Source organism: Methylomonas sp. 2F7 (assembly GCF_057126975.1).
Genome location: NZ_CP195203.1, coordinates 408,574 through 429,719 on the forward strand (window position 1 = coordinate 408,574; position 21,146 = coordinate 429,719).

Here is a 21,146-nt window from a genome sequence, read left to right on the forward strand (position 1 = left end):
AAGGCGACGATGAATGCAGAACGACCCGATCCCGACCAACTCCTGGCCCGCGTCGAGCGGGATCAGGCCAAAGCTAAACGCGGCCGGTTGAAGATTTTCTTCGGCGCTGCTGCCGGCGTTGGCAAAACCTTCGCGATGTTATTGGCGGCTCGAGAGCGACGTTCCGAGAACCTAGACGTGGTTATTGGTGTCGTGGAAACCCATGGTCGGAAGGAAACCAAAGCCTTACTGGATGGACTGGAAATTCTGCCACCCCGGAAGATCGATTACAAAGGCACCGTTCTGCAGGAATTCGACATCGATGCCGCGCTAAAGCGCCGGCCAGCCATCATTTTGGTTGACGAGTTGGCGCACTCCAATGCGCCGGGTTGCCGGCACCCGAAACGTTGGCAGGATATACACGAACTACTAGAGGCCGGTATTGATGTCTACACAGCGCTCAATGTGCAGCATCTGGAAAGCCTGAATGACGACATCGGTCAAATTTCCGGCATACGGGTTTGGGAAACCGTGCCCGATACCGTATTTGAAGAAGCCGACGAAGTGGAACTGGTGGACTTGCCGCCGGACGAATTGTTGCTGCGACTGAAAGAAGGCAAGGTGTATCTGCCGCAACAAGCGCAGGAAGCGGTCAATCACTTCTTTCGTAAAGGTAATCTGATTGCCTTGCGAGAATTGTCTTTGCGGCAAACGGCCAATCGCGTTGACGCGCAGATGCTGGATTATCGCGAAGACAATGCAATACGCGAAGTATGGCAGGTCAGCGAACGCATTTTGGTTTGCATCGGCCCCAATGATTTGGCCGAGCGATTAGTGAGGGCCGGTAAGCGTTTGGCGACTAGTCTGCGTGCCGAATGGATTGTGGCGTATGTTGAAACACCGCAATTACAACGCATGCCGGCGGTGAAGCGCGACGGCATCTTGCGGATTTTACGCTTGGCCGAACAACTCGGCGCCGAAACCGTTACCCTCAGCGCACCGGAGATGAGCGAGGCGCTGATCCGTTTCTCCCGCGAGCGCAACATCAATAAAATTGTGATCGGCAAGCCGAGTCGGCGGGGCTGGCGGCGCTGGCTAATGGGTTCGGTCGTCGATGTGTTAATTGCACATGCTCACAACATCAATATTTATCTATTGGGTAGCCCTCAAATCCGGGGGCGCACCACGGAATTACAGTCCGAGTTATCCTTATTAAGAAAGACCCCTTTGCCGGGGTTAAAGCAACGCATACCGACCAAAACTAAAAAACGCTACGGCGGTTACTTCTGGGCTGTCGCGGTCACCCTATTGAGTACGGCCGTCGGCCGCTTGCTGCTCGGCCATGTTGAGTTGGCCAATCTGGTGATGGTGTATTTATTGGGCGTGGTGTTTGTGGCCACGCGTTTCGGGCGCGGACCGTCTATTCTGGCATCGTTATTGGGCGTCGGTAGTTTCGATTTTCTGTTCGTACAGCCTTATTACAGTTTTTCCGTGTCCGACAGTCAGTACCTGATAACCTTGCTGGCCATGCTAGTGGTCGGTATCGTCATCAGCAACCTGATGATTAACGTTCGTTCGCAGGCCAAAGTAGCGGCGCATCGGGAAAGACGGGCGGCGGCGCTGTACTCGATGAGTAAAGAGTTGAGCAGCATCCAGTCGGAAGACGAGGCCGTGCGTATCGCCGTCAAACATCTGTACTCGGAATTCAGCAGTCCCAATGTGATCTTGTTTCCCAATAGTCATGGCCGGGTGGTTTTTCCCCGGAAGCCGGGTATTGCCGTGTCATTAAGAGGCGCCGATCTGAGTGTTGCCCAATGGGTATTCGACCACAAAGAAATTGCCGGGCATGGTACCAACACCTTGCCTGGCGCCGATGCGGTTTATTTTCCGATTCATAACGAAGACAAAGTGTTAGGGGTGTTGGCGCTGTTGCCGGTCAATTTGCGTCGGGTTTTTCTACCTGAGCAACAGAAACTACTGGAAACTTTTTTGCGCCAGATCGGCCAGGCGGTGGCCCGGATCCGTTTTTCGGAGCAGGCCCGTTCCACCCAATTGCAAATGGAAGCCGAACGCTTGCGTAACTCCCTGCTTAGCGCGATTTCCCATGATTTGCGCACCCCGTTGGCAACGATTATCGGCTCCGCCAGTGCGCTGGTGGAAGACAAGGGCCAATTGCAACCGCAAGATAAATTGGATCTGAGCCGGGGCATTGTTGACGAAGCGGAACGCATGTCGAATCTGGTCAACAATATTCTGGACATGGCCAGGTTGGAAGCCGGTGTGCTGGAATTGAACAAGCAGTGGTATCCGCTCGAGGAAATCATCGGCACGGTGTTGACGCTGTTGCACACGCAACTGCTAGGCAGGCCCGTGAAAGTCAAATTGCCGGAAGGCATACCGATGATTCTGGCCGATGCGGTGATGATCGAACAGGTGCTGATTAATCTGTTGGAAAACGCTGTGCGTTATACACCGCCGGGCAGCGGCCTGGAGATTGTGGCCGAGATAAACGATTCTTCGGTGGAAATAGCGGTTGCCGATCACGGTCCCGGTATCCCCAAGGGCCAGGAAGAGCGGCTGTTCGAGAAGTTTTACCAAACCCGGCATGAGACCGCGCAAAGTGGCGTAGGCCTGGGCTTGGCAATCTGTCGAGCTATCATAGAGGTGCATGGTGGCCGGATTGTGGCGCGTAACCGCGCTGACGGCGGGGCGGTATTTATTTTTACCTTGCCGCTGGATCAAACACCACCTACAGTGGAGCCGGAAGAATAATGCCCACGCTAAGGATGTTTTGTTATGGCTAAAACCGATCCTGTCATTATTGTCATAGAAGACGATCCCTCCATTCGGCGTTTTCTGCGCACCAGTCTCAGTACTCACGGCTTTAACGTATTTGATGCCGATACCGGCAAACGAGGTATCGTCGAGGTTGGTGTGCGCAAGCCCGACTTACTGATACTCGATCTGGGGTTGCCGGATATGGATGGTGTCGAGGTGATCAAAGCTATTCGCGCCTGGTCAGCCGTGCCCATCATTATTCTATCGGCGCGGAGCAGCGAGCAGCAGAAGATCGACGCCTTGGATGTCGGGGCCGACGATTATTTGACCAAACCGTTCGGTTTTGGCGAATTGTTAGCCAGGATACGCGTGGCGCTGCGGCATGCGAGCAGGCCGCAGGAACAAAGTCAGTCTGATGTGTTCAGCACCGGCAATCTGAAAGTGGACCTACTCAATCGCGTGGTCAGTGTCGATGACCAAGAAATTCACCTCACCCCGATTCAATACCGCTTGCTAACGGTCTTGGTTAAAAATGCCGGCAAAGTCCTGACCCATCAGCAAATCCTCAAGGACGTCTGGGGGCCTTCTTTCGAGGAGAACGCCCATTATCTGCGCATCTACATGAGTCAACTCCGCCAGAAACTGGAAGCAGACCCCACCCAGCCAAAATTGTTACTGACTGAGTCCGGTGTCGGTTATCGACTGAAAGTCTCGTAACACCTCAATCGAGGATAAAAACACTATGCAACTATTGAACGGCTCCGTTGTAGCCCTGGTTACTCCTTTTCATGGCGATAACGACCAATCCGTCAACCGGGAAAAACTTGTCGAATTAATCGAGTTCCACGCCAACAGTGGTACGGTGGCCATCGTTCCTTGCGGCACGACCGGCGAGTCGCCGACTTTGTCGGACGACGAGTGGGAAGCTGTGGTGTCGACAACAATCGAAGCAGCCCGGTCTACCTCTCTCAAAATCATTCCGGGTACCGGTTCGAACAGTACCCGAGAAGCCGTTCGACGGACCGAGCAAGCCGCCAAGTTAGGTGCAGATGCTTGCCTGGTTGTCACGCCGTATTACAACCGGCCTAGCCCGGAGGGGATACTGGCGCATTATCAAGAACTGGATAAAGTGGGTCTTCCCATCATTCTTTACGATATTCCCAGCCGAACCGGTGTCGAGTTGGGCGTCGAGCTGATCATGGCGCTTTGCGAAAAATGCCCGTCTATTATCGGATTAAAAGCTTCTAATGGTAATCTCGATCAAATCACCGAAATTGTCTACCGGTCTTATCAACTTGACCGGCCTTTCTCGGTGTTTTCCGGCGACGACTCGCTGACTTTGCCGATTCTTGCGGTGGGTGGCGTGGGCGTCATTTCCGTGGCGGCCAACGTGATGCCTAGCGTGATGAACGAACTGGTCGCCAGTTTCGAGCGCCGGGAACTAAATCAATCGAAATTTATTGCGCAAGCCATTCATGGTTTTTGCCGGGCATTGTTAAAGTCAGGGTCGAATCCCGCACCCATTAAAGCCATCATGAATCATTTGGGTCTTAATGTGGGTGGATGCCGCTTACCTTTGTCCGGCATTAGCAATGAGAAGATGGCGGCACTGTTGCACGAACTTCAGATCATGACTGCAAAACTCACTGCCCCACATATTCCCATCGATGACATCCTGATAAAAGGCCAAAAGCTACCGTGAAAGAACCATGATTGTGGAAGTAGATGAATACATCAAATTGCTTGCGGGACTCTTGTCGGTAGTGGACCCTATCGGCGCTATCCCGCTTTTCATCAGCTTGACCGATCACCGCAGCTCCGAGGAACGGCGACGTATCGCCTGCGTTTGTGCTTTGTCGGTTGGCGCTGCACTGCTATTTGCACACACTGCCGGCAATACTTGGCTGGCATTTTTTGGGATCAGCATTCCGTCGTTTCAAATTGCCGGTGGCATAGTCATCATGTTAATGGGCGTTTCCATGGTCAAAGCGTCGCATGATCGATCCAGAAACACGCCGGAGGAACGGGCCGAGTCTGTCGATAAAGAGTCTATCGCGGTCGTGCCAATGGCCATTCCCTTGCTCAGTGGGCCCGGCGCAATGAGTACCGTGATCGTCAACCATAACCTAAATCCGTCCTGGAATTATGACGTCTTGGCCGTTTGCGTCATCGCCACCATAGCCTTGATCGTTCTGACCTGCTTGTTAATGGCCGAGAAAATAGCCCATTTGCTGGGCAGAACCGGGATGAATGTAATTACACGGGTTTTTGGATTGATCATTTTGTCGATAGCCGTGGAGTTTATTACTAAAGGATTGGGCGCTGTTTTCCCGATATTGGTGAAACCGTTGGCGTAACTGCAGCCAAATACTGATTCCAAACCAGCAATTTGAGCGTCAGAATCGAAAATTTCCGAGTTTACAGGGCAAATTTTTACAATTTTTTTAGATGAAATTGCGTATAGTCGCGCGCTTTTCCTGATAAGACTCGGGTTTGCTAAACCAATTGTTTCGAGCCTTTCATTTGATTCAGATCCAAAAACGGTCTGCTTGATTTTCTCCTGATCTACACAGGTTTTTTGTAATGTCTGCTGACAATAAATCTCAACCATTAACCGGATTAACGCTGAGCGCGATAGGTGTCGTCTTTGGCGATATAGGCACCAGCCCCCTATACGCCGTTAAGGAAGTCTTTCATGCTGGATTAACGACGGATACCACCCATATTCTTGGCGCGCTTTCGCTGATCTTTTGGTCACTGACGCTAGTCGTCACCACCAAATACGCGATTTTCATCATGCGCGCCGACAATAAGGGCGAAGGCGGCATCATGGCTTTGCTGGCTTTGGCCCTACAAACTGCCAAGGACAATCCGCAAAAAACCCGTTTCATCGTCACTACCGGCCTAATCGGCGCGGTGCTGTTTTATGGCGACAGCATTATCACACCGGCTATTTCAGTGTTGAGCGCGGTTGAAGGCCTGCAAATCATCGCGCCAAAGCTGGAGCATTACGTGTTGCCGATAACCTTTGCGGTATTGGGGGGCTTGTTTTTGATTCAAGCCAGGGGCACCGAGGCGGTCGGCAAATTGTTTGCGCCTATCATGTGTGTTTGGTTTGCGGTCTTAGCGATCATGGGCCTAGTCAATATTGTCCAGCAACCTGAAGTATTACAGGCTATCAATCCTTATTACGCGATTAGTCTATTAGGTGAATTGGGTTGGAAAGGATTTTTAATCATGGGCTCGGTGGTGTTGGCTATTACCGGTGCCGAAGCGCTGTATGCCGACATGGGCCATTTTGGTTTAAAGCCGATTCGGTATGCCTGGTTTAGTTTTGTGTTTCCTGCCCTGCTGCTCAATTACTTCGGACAAGGGGCTTTGTTAATGGCGCATCCCGATGCGATAGAAAATCCATTCTATCTACTCGCGCCAAACTGGGCCCTTTACCCTTTGTTAATTCTGTCGACATTGGCCACGGTGATTGCCTCGCAAGCGGTTATTTCCGGGGCATTCTCATTGACCAGACAGGCTATCCAGTTGGGCTATTCGCCACGCATGAATATTCTGCATACCTCGGGTGACGAAATGGGCCAAATCTATATTCCCGCCGTGAACTGGTTGTTGATGGCATCGGTATTTATTCTGGTAGCCGGTTTTAAATCATCCACCGCATTGGCTTCTGCCTATGGCTTGGCGGTAACGGGCACGATGATTACTACCACGATACTGGCGTTTATCGTCATTTCGGAATTGTGGCGGTGGAATAAAGTCACCAGTATCAACTTTCTGTCAATTTTTTTGACCCTGGATATTTTATATTTCTTGGCCAACACGCTGAAAATACCCGAGGGCGGTTGGTTGCCTTTGACCGTGGGTGTCGTATTGTTCCTGATCATGACCACCTGGATTAAAGGTCGCGAGTTACTGGCCAGAAACATGGATGAAAAACGGGTGATGTTTGAAGAACTGGAAGACAAAGTTCAGGGCCAGAAGCTAGCCAAAGTGCCCGGTACCGCAATTTATTTAGCCAAAAATCTACATGGCGTACCGCAAGTGCTGCTACACAATTTGGCACACAATCATGCGCTGCATGAGCAAATGATTGTGCTGACGATAGTCACCAAAGACGAGCCGTACGTCGATGAGTCTCACCGTATCAAAATTCGCGCTTTCGGTGACGAGGGCAATTTTTATAGGGTGAAGATGTATTTCGGCTTTCAGGAAGAACAGGACGTGCGTCGCGCACTCCAGCTATGCAGCCATGAGGGACTGGTAATTGATCAAAAAGCTGCATCGTTTTTCATCGGTAACGAGAGAATATCGTTTCGCAGGAGAAGCCCCATGCCGAAATGGCGCAGGGCGCTATTTAGATTCTTGCTCCACAACGCATCCAGCGCTATCGAATATTTCAAAATTCCGGTCGAACGCGTAATTGAGGTAGGTATTCGCCTTGAGTTGTAACATTACAAATAATCATATGGAATGTGTAATTTCGTATCGTGGTGACGAAGTCAATTCTTTCCGAACTAAAATCTATCGCGGTTTCAAAAAATAGGAAAACCACCGATGCCCTATTGGCTTTGCGCAGCCGCCGCGCCGTTTTAAGGGATAATATTTGCCTGTCGGCTAATGGTCGATTGCGACAATCCGTTACCGGAATGGGTGGCAGACTTTCCATTGTCAGGCCATCTCTATTCCGGCAGACAATGCTGCCATGTAGGCTTCAGGCGTGTAAACATTTCCATTCCTTCAAGCTCGTCTTGCAAGATTTGCCAACGGGCCAGGTCAAACGAATCCCGATACAAACACGCAACCCAATCCGCCAGCCGCACGGCTGAAAAGGTCTCGGCAGCGTTGGTGTCACAGACAGAAAGACCGGCGCTGTGCCGGTAGCCCGCGATAACAGTAGTCTCATCATAGCCCCAGCGATGGAGCGCAAGCGCAGCCAAACCGGCATGAAATGTCGTCTCCTCGGGCAGACTCGATTCCGCAGCCGAGGCCAAAGGGTTAAGTGCTGCCGGCAGCTCCGAAAAATGCATGTCGGCAAACAAACTTTGCACGTGTTCGGCAAGCTCGGGTGTATTGGCCGCGTGCCAGAAATTGAAGATCACGGTTTGTCGCGGCTGAATAGCCGCCGTGACGGCATGGTATGAATCGCCGTGCAGCAGAAAACCGAAGGCTTTGTTGTACTCAGGATTAACGCTAAAAACCGCTTCACTCTCCGGCGAGGAGAATAATTCCAGCACCCCGCCATGCTCGGGTTGCCATTGCCTATTCAGTTGCACAACCAGTCGGGCAATCTCATAACCGACTAGCGGCCGGTCGCTGTGTATGCCAATCACTTGTCCAGGCAGCATACGTTGCGCCGTCACTAACACGCGATTCGTGAGAGGTAATCCGGTAATCTCGCGCATTCTAGCGAGTACTCCTGCTTGAAAAGCGGCGGGAATGTTCTCAGTGACGTCCTTGAGAGAGCAGCGATAAAACGCCCCATCCCGATGCTGCCAATCACCGTCTTGCAAAAATAAATCTTCAAGCGCAGCGCACTGCTCCGCAGAAAATGCGGAATTGTCATAAAAAAACGGGAACGGGGTATCGTGGTGGATGGGCTGCGAGAGCAACGGTTAAGCTCCTATTAGAATCAAATTGAGAGGTAGCAATACAGGTTTGAGTATTACGGAAAACGGCGTCTAGGATTGTTTCGCCAAGTTTTCAGTTTTGATTAATTTAGAGGGGAGAATTCAAGGGCGCAGCAATCCAACTACAACTGACCATTCCCGCGATTACGCTTCGCTAATCGCGGCTACAAGGGGTGGCTGAGTCGCTAGCTACACTGTGAGCTTTTCACATTATTGCTTAGGATAAACCTGCACCCACTCGATACGTGGGCCGTTCATTTCCTTCACGACGATTTCAAAGTCGTTAAAGGCGATGCGCTCGCCGGCTTCGGGGATGTCGCGCAATTGCGCCAGGATCATGCCGCCCACGGAATCGACGTCGTCCAGATCCAGTTCTTCGTTCTCCACATCGATCCCTAGAATCCGCTCCAGCGAAAAAATCGGCAAGCTGCCTTTGCCGAGCAAACTGCCGTCATCTTGACGGGTCCAGTCGCTTTCGGTTTTTCGAAATTCGTCGCGGATTTCGCCGACCATGGCCGACAACAAATTGTCCAGCGTGATAAAGCCGTGCGGCTTGTGGCCTTTCTGGCCGATGACGGCAAAATGCGGCGAGCCTTGAGTAAAGCGTCGGAATAATTCCAGGGCCGGCATATGCGCGGAGATATGTTGAATCGGTCGTAAATAAGGTTCCAAATCGTCGATTTGCTGGCCGTGTTGTTGCGCCAGGAACAAATCTTTTAAATGGATAATGCCCAGCACATCGATACCGTTACTGTCGAAATACGGGTAGCGGCTGAAGCAGCTGCTATAAACCGTTTCCAGCATTTGTTGTTGAGATTGGCCCTGGTACAGCGCGGTAATTTCGTGAATCGGCCGCATCAGATCAGAGACTTCCAACTTGCCGAAATCCAGGGCCTTGGCCAGCACGTTGCATTCGTCGCTGGTCAGGTTCTCGCCGGCCCGGCTGGAGCGCAGAATCAGTTTCAATTCCTCGTTGGAATAATGACTGTCGAGGTTGTGACCATCGCTAAGTCCGGCGATGCGTAACACCAGGTTGGCGCTGCCGTTCAACAACCAGATGGCCGGATACATCAACCAGTACAGCGCGTAAAGCGGTCCGGCGCTCCACAGGCCTATGCCTTCCGGATTGCGGATAGCCAGCGATTTAGGCGCTTGCTCACCAACGACGATATGCAGAAAGGAGATCGTGCAAAACGCAAACGCAAACGAGACATTATGGATGATTTCCGGGGAGGTGATTTCGGCCTTGGCAAATAGCGGTATTAACAGATCAGCGAAAGCCGGTTCGCCGATCCAGCCCAGCCCCAGCGAGGCTAGGGTAATGCCGAGTTGGCAGGCTGATAGATAGGCATCGAGTTTTTTGTGTACTTTGGCGAGAATCCGGCCGCGCCAGCCTTCGGTTTGTTCGATTGTCTTGATTCTGGTCTGCCTTAGTTTGACCAGGCTGAACTCGACCGCAACAAAGAAGCCGTTTAGAAATACCAGCAACAAGGCGCAGGCGACCAGAACAAGATTACTCATAAATAAAGCGTTGATTACAGCGGAATCGCCATTATACCGGGAATCCGCACCTTTGCTCGATGTGTGATGGCACCGCCGGGCGCGCGCTAATCCGGCGGGCCAGGCAGGCGTTCGACATTGGCGGCCATATGCATGGGATAAAGCGCCGGGCCGAATTGGGTGAAAATCGCCACGTCCGCCGCGTCGTGGCCGTAAGCGACGATGACCCTGCCGCCGCACGGTTCGGCTTGGGTCGGGTCGAAGGTATACCAACGACCGCCCACATAAGCCTCGAACCAGGCGTGAAAATCCATCGGCTGCAAGCCGTATAGATAACCCACCACCATCCGTGCCGGAATGCATAAGGCGCGGCAAAGCGCGATGCCCAAATGCGCCAGTTCGCGGCAGACGCCTTCGCCGGCCATATTGGTTTCGACTGCCGACAGCTGGAAATGCGGCGAGTCCGGATTGAACCGGATATTGTCACGCAGCCAGCGATGCAGCGTCGCGACTTGGTCGTAACCCGGTAAGGCATCGGCGACGATTTCCTGGGCCAGATCGATAAACCGGTCGGATTCGCAATAGCGGGTCGGGATTAGATAGGTCAGTACCGAATCGGGCAGACTCTGCACTTCCGTAAAGGGTGCGCCGGGGCAGACGTCGATATGCTCGTTAGTATGGATATCGGCGCTGGTGCGCACGGCAAACTCGCCGGGTGGCGCAATCAGGCGCTGGCAGAGATTGCCGTAGTAGTCGGTATATTCGAATACCGGCACAGTCGGATTCAACGTGTACGACTCGCGGGCTACCCATTGATTAGCGCCGTTGCGCGGTCGCAGCATCAAAATGAACGGAGTCTCGATGCTGACATCGAAGGTTATTTCGCAACTAGTGCGCAGCCACATATGGGGTGTCCTTGTGTTGATTACCGAAAAATTAGCCTTGGGGCACGCGCCGATAGGCGCGTTGCCGGAGCCAGCCGCTTGAGCAACATTGATCGTACGTGCTAAATCTTGGCTTTGCCTGAGCGGAGGGGCCAGAACGGGATCGACAGCACCAGTATACACAGCAACCAAGCCATGAGTTGCTGATTGTAAAACGTGTAACCCAGGGCTACCGGTAAACCTTCGCTAAAGCCCGGATGCGCTTGGATAAAGTCGTAGGCAGCCATAAACTCGTGCGTCTCGCCTATCACCACGGCGACAGTGCCGAAACTTAAAAAATACGCCAATAAGCGGTCGCGGGGCGTTTGTGAATCACCGCCGGACAGGCTGTCGAAGCGCAGCATCTGCCAGTGTAGCCGGTGCTGGGCGAGGTACAGGCAGACCATCAATCCGCAGATGCCAAAGGCCGGAATCGCGAATTGCTCGACAGGGAAACTTAGATACCGGCCGTTGAACGCCAGACTGTAGGTTTTAAAAAGCGCCAGCAACACGAAGAACAGATACGCACTTCTCAAGCGGTTTGCCAGGGCCGGCAGCGCGGTTTGGTTGGCTAAAATTGCATAACAGCGTTGCAGCAACAAGCCGCTCAACAGGCTGTTGGCTACCACCAACAGGATGGTGTAAGCCTGTTGCCAGATGCTATAGCTGGTAAACCACAGAAAATCCGCCAGCGTCACCAGGCAAACGCCAAACACTTGGGCCAAGGCTAAAAACACTAATAGGCGCGGCAGCGACAATTCGGATAATTTTTTGAAGTAGACTGAAACCAGTAACAGCCACAAGCCGGTCGCCCAGGCAAAATGCAGCAACCAGTCCGGGTTTTCGTAAACCGGGCCGGTCAGCGGAAACACCGGTTCGCGGTCGATAGTCAATAAGCCCCAATTCGCGCCGACTACGCCTTCGTTATGACTTTTCCAGGGCTGGTTAAAGGCTTCGACGATGTTGTAGTCCAAGCCGTGCCGGTTCACGACTTCGATCAGGCTGCGGATGAAGCGGGTTTCGTTAACCACGCTGGGCACAGCTTGGCCGCGTTGCCGGCCGGCGGCCGGCCAGCCGGATTCGCCGATCAGAATCGGTTTGTTAAGGCCCATGCTGCGGGCTTTTTCTTCGATCTGCTTGACGATTTTCTCGACATGTCCGGCGGCATCTTCAATAGCCACCGGCTCGTCTTCCCAGTAGGGCAGAATGTGTACGGTGATGAAATCCACTTCCTGCATCAGTTGCGGGTATTTCAAGTAAATAGACCAGACATCCGCATACGACACTGGCTGTTTCACCGCCTGTTTGACCTGGCGGATATAGCCGATCAGTTTGTCCACATCCATGTCTTTGCGCAGCAGAACTTCGTTGCCGACCAATACCCGTTTCACCACGTCCGGATTGGCATTCACCGATTCGATTAGCGCGGCGATTTCCTTTTTATTGCTGTCATGACCATCGCCCAGCCAGCCGCCTTGAATCATCTCCACGCCGTGTTTGCGCGCAAATTCGGGAGTAGGTTGCATGCCGCCCAGTATCGAGTAGGTGCGGATGGTATGAGTTTTATCTGCAATCAATCCGAGGTCGGCGTCGATATGCTCCGGCAACGGAAATTTTTCTTCTATCGGACTAAAACCTTCCCGATAAGGCGCAAACGACAAGCTGCGCAATTTACCCGAAGGCACATCGACCCCGGCGTCCTGCGGGCGATTCAGGCTCCAGGCGATAGCGCCGTGAACGACAACGATGAAAACCAGGCAGAACAGCAGATTGGTGGGGCGCATGACAGGGGATGGTTAAGCTGAGTGAATAAATACGTGGGTTTGCGGGGATTATACAGGCTTGGCGCGCGCTAAAAATCAAAGTCGGTAAGGCAGACGGCGATTCTGGATAAAACTATGTTATCTGCCGGCCATTTCGCGAGTTATTTGCCGCATTCCCGGATTGCAAGCAAGCAAGGTTCAAAGCCAGGCAGCATGTATGGTGGGGCCTGCCAAGCAGCATGCGTCTTTGGTTCAATTATTGCAAACGCTCTGACGCAAGGCTGCGCTGCGACATTTTGGTGGGGTATCAGCCAGTCGCTGTTTTTGAATAAAGCTTTGGATATTTCCGATACGCATGAGTGCACAGCCATTGACCGATATTTCCGCGTTCTGGACCGAGTCCTTGGCCGATGAGTTATTGCGTTTTTTGACCGGACGCTTGAAATGCCCGGACATTGCCGCCGAATTAACCCATGACACCTATCTGGGTTTACGGCAGATTGCCGAAAAAAGTCCGCCGGATAATGCCCGAGCTATGGCGTTTCGGATCGCGATCAATCTTGCCATTGACCATCAGCGCAAAACCATAGTCAGGGACCGTTACGGCGCTGACGAAGATTTCGATGCGCTGGCTGAAACTATTCCCGGTAACGCCGCGCCGCCGGAACAGGTGTTGATCGGTCGACAACGTTTGGCCGCATTGCAAGATGCGCTGGACGAGTTGCCGCAAGCCTGTCGTAGCGTGTTTTTGCTGCATGGGGTCGATGGCCTGACCTATACGCAAATTGCCGAACGCTTGGGGATTTCCAAGTCCCAGGTCAACAAGTTGCTGGCCAAAGCCATGGCGCATTGCGCCCGGCAACTGGCCGATTGAACAAAACGCCCGCATTATTTTTCCGCAACCTGCTTCACACCGATGCCGTTAACGCCTGCCGCTTGTTTGCAAAGCCCGTCTTGCTATGATCGCTTTCGTGCCTCGCACGTCTTTATCAATAATACCCCTGCTTAATTGGAGCTCGCATGCCCGCGCCGTCCGACAAATCCGCTCATACAAGTATGCAAGATCAGGCCATCGCCTGGCTGGTTTGTCTGCGCGACGACAGTTTGAGCGATGCGGAACTCGAAGCGTTCGCCGATTGGCTGAGCCGCGACCCCTTGCATGCCGAAGCGTTTACCGAGGCGGAGAATTTGTTCAGAGATATGGTGCTGGCCGGCAACCAGTCCAGACAGGCCGAGGCCCAACAACCAGCGTCTCGGCAAATCGCCCCGGTGACACTCCGCGCCGCTAAAATCAAGCCAGCCAAACCCCAATCGCGCCGGCCCTGGTTTACTGCCGGGCTTGCCTTTGCTGCGATGTGGCTGCTGGCGATTGGTCTGATCATGCCGCAGCAAGCGCGCTTATTTAGCGATTATTTATGCGACTACCGTACGCAAACCGGCGAAATTCGCCAGATTCAGCTCAGCGACGGCAGCCGTTTGCTGATGAACACCAATAGCGCTGTTTCGGTAGCGTTCACCGCCGCGGCCAGGCGTATCGTTTTGCACCACGGCCAGGTGCAGTTTACGGTGGCAAAGGATAGTCGGCGGCCTTTCGAAGTGGTGGTCGACGACTTGACGGTACGCGCGTTGGGTACCGTGTTTGAAGTGTATAAAACCGCAGAGGATCATACCGAGGTGACTGTCCAGGAGCATGCCGTAGCGGTCAGCGTCGCCGGTCGAGAGAAAGACGTTACCGTCGCACAAGGCCAAGGTTTGCGCTACAACCCCGAACTGCCGTTACCGCATCCGCGGGCCGTGGGTGCGGAACAGTCCGCTTGGCAGCAACATCGGCTGGTGATCAATGATAGACCTTTAGCCGAATTGATAAGCGAGTTGGAGCGCTATCGCTTCGGGCGGATATTTCTCGCCGATGCCGCACTTAAAAATCTGCGGGTGACGGGAGTGTTTTCTCTGGATACGCCCGATGAGGCGCTTTCCTCGGTGCGCATAGCGCTGGGTTTGCAAGAAACCCGTATCGGTCCCTGGTGGGTGTTATTGCGTCGCTGAGTTTTTGGCGCGGAAACCCTTCGTGCATATTTCGTCAACCCAGCCCTTGAACATCGTCGCTCCCGCACAGACGGGAACGACGATGCCACTCTAATTTGGAGTCGAAAGCTCGAGCGCATAAGCTCAAACCGTCCGCTTCGACTCCCTAATTTCGAAAATAGTTAAATTTTTGTGATCGATTTTTGTGCTGAAACGACTTCTATGTTGAGAAACATTTTTTTTCGGACAGGACGGATCTTGAAAGCACGGATTAACGATTTTCGCTACCAGCTTGCAGTCGGCGTATGGCATCGGCCAGCCGTATATCTTTGCTATGCGCTGAACGGCAACCGTGTCGGCGTCGATACCTGGGTGTTGATTGGGCTGGTGGTGGCCGGCGGACAATTGAGCAGCAGCCAGGCGGTTGCCGCGGAAGTTATCCGTCACTTCAACATCAGCGGTCAGTCCTTAAATAACGCGTTGATTCAATTTGCCGCGCAAGCAGAGTTGGAATTGATTTTTTCAGCGGACATGTTGCGTGAGCTAGCAAGTCCCGAGCTGCGCGGTGAAATGTCGGCGGAGCAGGCATTAACACACTTGTTGCATGGCAGCGGCTTTACCTACCGTTTTATCGATGCCGATACGGTGACTTTGGAACGCAGCCTGACGGCAACGGAGTCATCTAACCTGCCGCCCGTTACCCTGGATGCCATGACTGTCGTGGGTTCGAAAATGGGGGAGGCCGGTGCGGAAATCCTCACCGAGCCGATGCTTGACGAGGCGCGGACCTATGCCGTCAGGCATATTGCCAGCGCTACCGGAACGGACACGCCAATCAAGCAAATCCCGCAGTCGGTGCATGCGCTTAACCGCCCTTTGTTAGACGACCAGCAAACGATCAACGTCAGCGAATCCTTAGTCAATGTCAGCGGCATAGTGGCGCGCAATGAACTCTACAGTCCGGTTATCGAGGGTACATTGATTCGCGGTTTTCGTTCCGAACAACTGATGGACGGCTTTACCCAGTACTACAACCCCGGCGACCGGGAAAGCACCATTAATATTGAAAGAATCGAAGTGCTGAAGGGTTCTAACGCCTTGCTCTACAGCGGCGGCTCGGGCTCACCGGTGGGCGGGGTGGTGAATCTGCTTTCCAAATTGCCGCAGGCCAAAGCCTTCGGCGAAGCGGGTTTTAGAATCGGCAGTCACAGCTTTTATCAGCCGTTTTTCGATGTCAATCAACCGCTAAACGCCAATATTTTGTTGCGCATGACGGGTGAATATACCAACGCCAGACACAGCATCGACACGATTGAAACTAAGCGTTTCAACATCAATCCGGCTTTGACGCTGACCGATAACGATAAAACCCGTTTGACGTTCCAAGCCAAACTGTCGCGCTGGCAGCAACCGGAGTATCAGGGTTTGCCCGCCACCGGCAGCATTGCCGGCGATTTTGCTACCCGGCCCGACCTGTTCTTGGGGCCGGCCAATCTGCCCGATAGTCATTCGAATGCCGATGCGGTGTGGGCCTCGTTGGAAAGGAGCATCAATCGGAGCTGGCGCTTAAATCTGAAGGCGCGCTATGCGCACTCGGAATTCGACGAGAAAATTCAGACTCTGTTCGGCAGCGATGGCCTCATCGCGGACCGGCCCTTGCTACCGGCATCGAGCTGGGCATTGGTCAATGCCGAATTGTTTCAACAACAGCAAGAGCGCAGCGTGCTGGGCAATTTGCAGGGTAATTTCAAGCTGGGTCCGAGCGAAAACAATCTGTTGCTGGGCGCGGATTACAGTCGCTTGCGCGATGCAGGCTTTATCGAGGGCGATTTTGGCCCCTTGGGTTTGGGTGTCGGTACGGTCGATCTGCGGGCGCCGATATTTGACACCCCTTATGCTGTGCCGGGGCCGGGCCTGGAAAATCAGTTCATCGAAAACATCACTTACGGCGCTTACCTCCAGTGGCAAAGCACGCTCTACCGGCGTTTGCATTGGCTGTCCGGTGTCAGGCTGGGCAAGGTTGGCATCGATTTTAATAATGCGCAAACCGGGGTACACGCTAAAACCGATACGCTGAAATGGCTGCCGCGACTCGGTGGCGTGATTGATCTGAACGACGAGGTTTCCTGGTTTGTTTCCTACAGCGAAGGCATGCGCGGTCAACCCTTTGTGAATTTTGTCGATAGGCCGGCACCGGAATTATCCAACCATCTGGAAACCGGCCTGAAATTCAATGTTGCGAACCAATTCAGCGGCCAATTGGCGCTGTATCAAATCGAGCGCAGCCAGGTCGCGGTTACCGACAGCAGCGATTTTCAGCGGCGTTCGGTCGCCGCAGGGCAGCAACGCTCGCGCGGTGTTGAAATGGATTTGCTCTGGCAACCGGTCGAGGGCTTCAGCGTGCTGGCGAACTATGCGCATACCGACGCCCAGTTCATGGACGACGAAGCCGGGGTGGCTGCCGGCACTCGCTTAGCCCAAGTCCCGGAGGATGCCGGGCGGCTCTGGGCGCATTACCGTTTTCAGCAGGATGCGCTGCAAGGCTTTAGCTTGGGTTTCGGCGTTTATGCCCGTGCCGGGGCGTATTTGTCCGACGACAACCGCTTCAAAACCGCCGGCTACCACAGCTTCGACGCGGCGTTAGCTTACGAAACCGGGCGTTTCAAATGGGCGGCCACCGTCAAGAATCTCAGCGATGAGGATTATTTTCAGCCCTACGGCTATTTCGAGGGCCGGGTGGCGCCCGCGCCCGGCCGCGCGGGATTCCTGAGTCTTTCGATCAAGTATTGATGCCGTCGTTATCTATTTGCCACAGGAGTTTTTCAGGAGCACCTCACTCAGGGACTTAGAGTGATGTCGTAAGGACCGCGACAAACATGCCACATCCGCCGCGAGACGGAGCCGGAAAGCCACGGGTCTTGGAGATTAAGACAGCCGGGTTACCTGCAAGTTAAATGCCCTAAATTCGGGCTGGCGATTTGCAGATTAACTTTAACCGTAATTTATTAAGGAATAAAAAATGACAATCTTGCACTACAACCGCACTCAACTGGCAAGCGCCGGCCTGTTAGCCTTCAGCGCATTGACCGCCGTTTTAGCGCCTGCAACAGCGAGCGCTGCACAAGTTAGCGGCGATGCCACCATCACCATCAACAATGCCGCTTTTGCGGCGGCATCTGTCAATGTCGGCAGCGGGTATCCGAATGGCTGGATTGTCGCGAAACATTGGGGCGCCAGCGATAACTTACTCGGCATTACCGGCGCAACCAACGGCGGAACGGCGCTATCGGCAACCGCTAGCACAGCGATGTCGTTTGCGGTTAACAGCAACACCACGACCAACAGCTATCCGGCTGCCGGTCCCTATGGCCGTACCGAACAAGCCACAACGATGGACGCCGGCAACACCTCGATCGGTCAAATCGGTCTGAACGGCGCCTGGTTGTTGACCAGCCAAGGCGGCAGCGGCATTTTGACGCCCTACGACTTTAGCCTGGTAAAAACCGGGAGCACCTGGAATATAAAAACCTTTGATACCGGTTTCGGCTACCAAAATTTCTTGAAGCTGACCAACGTCGCCGAGTCGCTGAACAGCAATGGCGAATTACTGCTGAGCGGCGATTTGCAATGGACCGGTTTGTGGGCCGGTTTGGTTGGTGCCAATACCAATGCCGTGGTCGGTACCTTTAGCCTGGCGCCGTCCGCTGTGCCGGTGCCTGCGGCCGTGTGGATGTTCGGCAGCGGTCTGCTGGGCTTGCTGGGTGCAAGTCGCAAAAAAGCCTCTGTCGCGGCTTAGACCCTAAAGTTCCCTGGGCGAATGTTTGTTTTGCCCAGGGCCAAGAACTTCCGCAATACGAGCTACATTATGAAAATCAATAACCTTAGATCATCTGCCTGGCTATTAGCCGTTTTCAGTGTATTGTCGATCAGCCAAGCCCACGCCGCGACAGTAAACGGCGGTGCGCTGGTCCTTAACCTAAACCGCGATGTGCTAATCGCCAGCGTCGATGTGAATGACTATCCGGACACACCCACCGCCGACTTTCCGATTTGCTGCCGGCCTTCTATTTATCTGGAAGAGTTTTACGATGCTTCGGCCGCATCAAAAACCTTTGTACAGTTGCGGGACGGCAATGCTCCGGATTTATACGATCTGGTATCCGATGAAATTCCGGCGACCGGGCTGCAATTTAGTGTCAACGGGTTGAGTCCGATAGTTAATCCGGGCGGGCGGCAGAACAGAAATACTAATTTCGCGTTCGAGCCCGGCAATTTATTCGGCACTGCCAGCGGTAGTATCGGTCTGGGCGGCGTCATGCGGTTTAGAGTGGACGTCGAGCCACCAACCAATAGAGTGTTGTTGGGCGACATGACCTTGGAATACGATCCTGCTCTTGAAGCGGCTACGCCCGGGCGTTCCGGTTGGGTGATTACTAATCATATAGGTTTCGATGCGGGCGGTTTTGAGCTGTTTGATGTCACCACCGCAATAGTCGGGGATACTTTAAGTCTCAACGGCAATCTGGGTTTAGGGTGGGGCTTCGATCATCTGGGCGCTCGCGACGCCCGTTTGCGCGATACCCGTATCGGCACCTTCAGCTTTCAAACCACGGTGGTGTCGGGAGAAACGCCGGCGGCCGTACCGGTGCCGATGACGGTATGGCTATTTGCCAGTGGCTTGGCTGGACTGGTTCTGAATGGTCGTTCTAAAAGAGAGATGGTGTAATGAAACAGGATGAAGTTGCAGGATTGACTCGGCCGCGAACTGCTGTGTGCTCCGAGCCTGGCGAACGGCGCACACCGTCTTTTCGTAACGTCAGGCTGATAAAAATCGCGGCAGGCCTAGGCATCGGTTTGACATTGACGACAGCCGCGCAGGCAGGGCCTTCCCCGGTAATAAGCTTTGGACAGTATCGTAGTCATCAGGTCAATGTCGATGCCGGCGGCCAAAACATTGTCGGTGACAAAGGCAACGAACCGACGCTGGCCTTGAATCCGCTGAATCCCGCCAATATCGTTGTGGGCTGGCGTAAGTTCGACTCGCCGCCCACTGCCGTCAAACACGGCGGCTATGCCAATAGCTTCGACGGCGGCGTCAGTTGGGGTACCGGCATGCTGCCGGCCTTGCCGCTGCAAACCCGCACCGATCCGGTGTTGGAGGTTGATGGCCAGGGGAATTTTTATTACCAGTCCCTGGCGATATCGGATAGCACGTCGGTGTTTAAATCCAGCGACGGCGGCGTGACCTGGTCGGAGCCGGTGTATCAGTTTAAAGGCGACAAGAACTGGCTGGCCATCGATAAAACCGGGGGTCCCAGCGACGGGCATATTTACAGCACCTGGCGGCGGCCGGCCGACAGTAACCCCGACCCTAACTATGTACCAAAATATTTCAGCCGTTCCACGGATGGTGGTTTGAGTTACCAGGAGCCGGATGCGGCGTTGCCGGTGGCAAACTTCGGTTTTGGCCGGCTGGCCATCGGCCCGGACGGCGAGGTTTATTTATTTGGCGTCGATGAAACGATTTTGTCCGTCAATGCCTTAGGCATAGTGCGTAGCGGGCACTATTTCCTGAAATCGGTTGATGCCAAAGACCCCGCAGCTTCACCCACCTTTACCGCGCAAAAAGTCGATATGGGCGGCCACAGCATGATGTTCCTGTCGCCGAGTTTGCAGTTACCCAATCCGTTGGGCGGCGACGGTGATGTGCAAATCGCTGCCGACCGTTCTGCCGGGCCATTGCGCGGCAATATTTACTTGCTGGCGCATGTCACGCCCTACACTTGGCAAGCGGGCGACGATCCGCAGGATATACATTTCGTGCGCAGCAGAGACGGCGGCGCCACTTGGTCGGCACCGGTACGCGTGAATGACGACCGACCCGGCGCCACGGCTTATCAATGGTTTCCGATGCTGAGTGTCGCGGCCAATTCCCGCATCGACGCGGTGTGGTACGACACCCGTAACGGCAGCGGCAGCGCGCCGTATCGCTATTCCCAGCTTTACTACGCCTACTCCTGGGATGGCGGCGCAACCTGGAGCAAAAACCAGGCGGTCACGCCCGTGTTCAATACGCATCTGCCGTATAACATCGTGAACGGCGAAGAGCGACAAAGCGACAAAATGGGTGATTACACCCAGTTAGTCTCCGACGCCAACGGCGCACACATCGCCTACACCGCCACCTACCACGGCGAGCAGGATGTGTATTACCTGAACGTGTTCCCAGACTGTAATAACAACGCCAAATCGGATGTGCTGGATATTCAAAACCGGCTCAGCGGCGATACTAATTTGAATCATCTACCGGATAGCTGCGAGAACATCACGGTAAAAGGCGATCTGGACGGCGACCGCGATGTCGATCAACTGGATTTGAACGTGGTCATTGCTGCCCGCAACAAACCGGCTTTCGGCGTAAACGATCCGCGCGATTTGGACAAAAACGGCGTGATCAATGTTTTGGATTTGCGCAAGCTTACCTTACTTTGTACGCGGTCGCGCTGTGCTGTGTAACCAGACCGGTGCCAATCGGTCAG

The 21,146-nt window shown here is 53.8% G+C and carries 15 protein-coding genes and 1 riboswitch; of the genes, 11 read left to right on the forward strand and 4 right to left on the reverse strand.

The annotated features are described in order from the left end of the window. The first annotated feature begins 9 nt into the window (after positions 1-9). The 5 genes from ACR64Q_RS01985 (at position 10) to ACR64Q_RS02005 (ending at position 7,218) form a co-directional block, all read left to right on the forward strand. Complete coding sequence (locus ACR64Q_RS01985; protein ID WP_313733409.1) at positions 10-2,751, forward strand: DUF4118 domain-containing protein; 2,742 nt, start codon at positions 10-12, stop codon at positions 2,749-2,751. 24 nt (positions 2,752-2,775) lie between these two features. After that, complete coding sequence (locus ACR64Q_RS01990) at positions 2,776-3,474, forward strand: response regulator (RefSeq protein WP_020483324.1); 699 nt, start codon at positions 2,776-2,778, stop codon at positions 3,472-3,474. 25 nt (positions 3,475-3,499) lie between these two features. Next, a complete protein-coding gene (gene dapA, locus ACR64Q_RS01995; protein WP_313733410.1) occupies positions 3,500-4,459 on the forward strand; it encodes a 4-hydroxy-tetrahydrodipicolinate synthase in 960 nt (319 codons plus the stop codon). 7 nt (positions 4,460-4,466) lie between these two features. Continuing rightward, positions 4,467-5,114 carry a MarC family protein gene (locus ACR64Q_RS02000; protein WP_313733411.1) on the forward strand — a complete coding sequence of 216 codons (648 nt, stop codon included), beginning with the start codon at positions 4,467-4,469 and terminating at the stop codon, positions 5,112-5,114. 226 nt (positions 5,115-5,340) lie between these two features. Next, positions 5,341-7,218 (forward strand): potassium transporter Kup, encoded by a 1,878-nt coding sequence (locus tag ACR64Q_RS02005; protein WP_313733412.1) that lies wholly within the window; start codon positions 5,341-5,343, stop codon positions 7,216-7,218. Positions 7,219-7,448: 230 nt separating this feature from the next. Here the strand turns inward: ACR64Q_RS02005 and ACR64Q_RS02010 are convergent, their stop codons facing one another. The 4 genes from ACR64Q_RS02010 to ACR64Q_RS02025 all read right to left on the reverse strand — a co-directional run bounded on the left by ACR64Q_RS02010 (position 7,449) and on the right by ACR64Q_RS02025 (position 12,603). Beyond that, positions 7,449-8,378: a 2OG-Fe(II) oxygenase gene (locus ACR64Q_RS02010; RefSeq protein ID WP_313733413.1), complete on the reverse strand. Its 930-nt coding sequence runs from the start codon at positions 8,376-8,378 to the stop codon at positions 7,449-7,451. Between the two features lie 228 nt (positions 8,379-8,606). Beyond that, the gene (locus ACR64Q_RS02015) at positions 8,607-9,917 is read right to left on the reverse strand and encodes a hemolysin family protein (RefSeq protein ID WP_026603335.1); all 1,311 of its coding nucleotides are present in this window, start codon (positions 9,915-9,917) and stop codon (positions 8,607-8,609) included. Between the two features lie 86 nt (positions 9,918-10,003). Further along, positions 10,004-10,801 (reverse strand): transglutaminase domain-containing protein, encoded by a 798-nt coding sequence (locus ACR64Q_RS02020; protein ID WP_020483318.1) that lies wholly within the window; start codon positions 10,799-10,801, stop codon positions 10,004-10,006. 101 nt (positions 10,802-10,902) lie between these two features. Further along, on the reverse strand, positions 10,903-12,603 hold the full coding sequence (locus tag ACR64Q_RS02025; RefSeq protein ID WP_313733414.1) for a glycoside hydrolase family 17 protein: 1,701 nt from the start codon (positions 12,601-12,603) through the stop codon (positions 10,903-10,905). 334 nt (positions 12,604-12,937) lie between these two features. On the opposite strand from ACR64Q_RS02025, the gene ACR64Q_RS02030 reads away from it, so the two are divergent. The 6 genes from ACR64Q_RS02030 to ACR64Q_RS02055 all read left to right on the forward strand — a co-directional run bounded on the left by ACR64Q_RS02030 (position 12,938) and on the right by ACR64Q_RS02055 (position 21,123). Then, positions 12,938-13,456: a sigma-70 family RNA polymerase sigma factor gene (locus tag ACR64Q_RS02030; protein WP_313733416.1), complete on the forward strand. Its 519-nt coding sequence runs from the start codon at positions 12,938-12,940 to the stop codon at positions 13,454-13,456. Between the two features lie 146 nt (positions 13,457-13,602). Continuing rightward, the gene (locus tag ACR64Q_RS02035) at positions 13,603-14,628 is read left to right on the forward strand and encodes a FecR family protein (protein ID WP_313733417.1); all 1,026 of its coding nucleotides are present in this window, start codon (positions 13,603-13,605) and stop codon (positions 14,626-14,628) included. A gap of 237 nt (positions 14,629-14,865) precedes the next feature. Further along, complete coding sequence (locus tag ACR64Q_RS02040) at positions 14,866-17,397, forward strand: TonB-dependent siderophore receptor (RefSeq protein WP_313733418.1); 2,532 nt, start codon at positions 14,866-14,868, stop codon at positions 17,395-17,397. A 78-nt stretch (positions 17,398-17,475) separates the two neighbouring features. Then, positions 17,476-17,554: riboswitch (cyclic di-GMP riboswitch) on the forward strand. A 72-nt stretch (positions 17,555-17,626) separates the two neighbouring features. Next, positions 17,627-18,403, forward strand: a complete 777-nt coding sequence (locus ACR64Q_RS02045; RefSeq protein ID WP_313733419.1) for a hypothetical protein — start codon at positions 17,627-17,629, stop codon at positions 18,401-18,403. A 69-nt stretch (positions 18,404-18,472) separates the two neighbouring features. Continuing rightward, complete coding sequence (locus ACR64Q_RS02050; protein ID WP_313733420.1) at positions 18,473-19,333, forward strand: hypothetical protein; 861 nt, start codon at positions 18,473-18,475, stop codon at positions 19,331-19,333. After that, on the forward strand, positions 19,333-21,123 hold the full coding sequence (locus ACR64Q_RS02055; protein WP_313733421.1) for a hypothetical protein: 1,791 nt from the start codon (positions 19,333-19,335) through the stop codon (positions 21,121-21,123). Before ACR64Q_RS02050 ends, ACR64Q_RS02055 begins: the two co-directional genes overlap by 1 nt. The last annotated feature ends 23 nt before the right edge of the window (positions 21,124-21,146 follow it).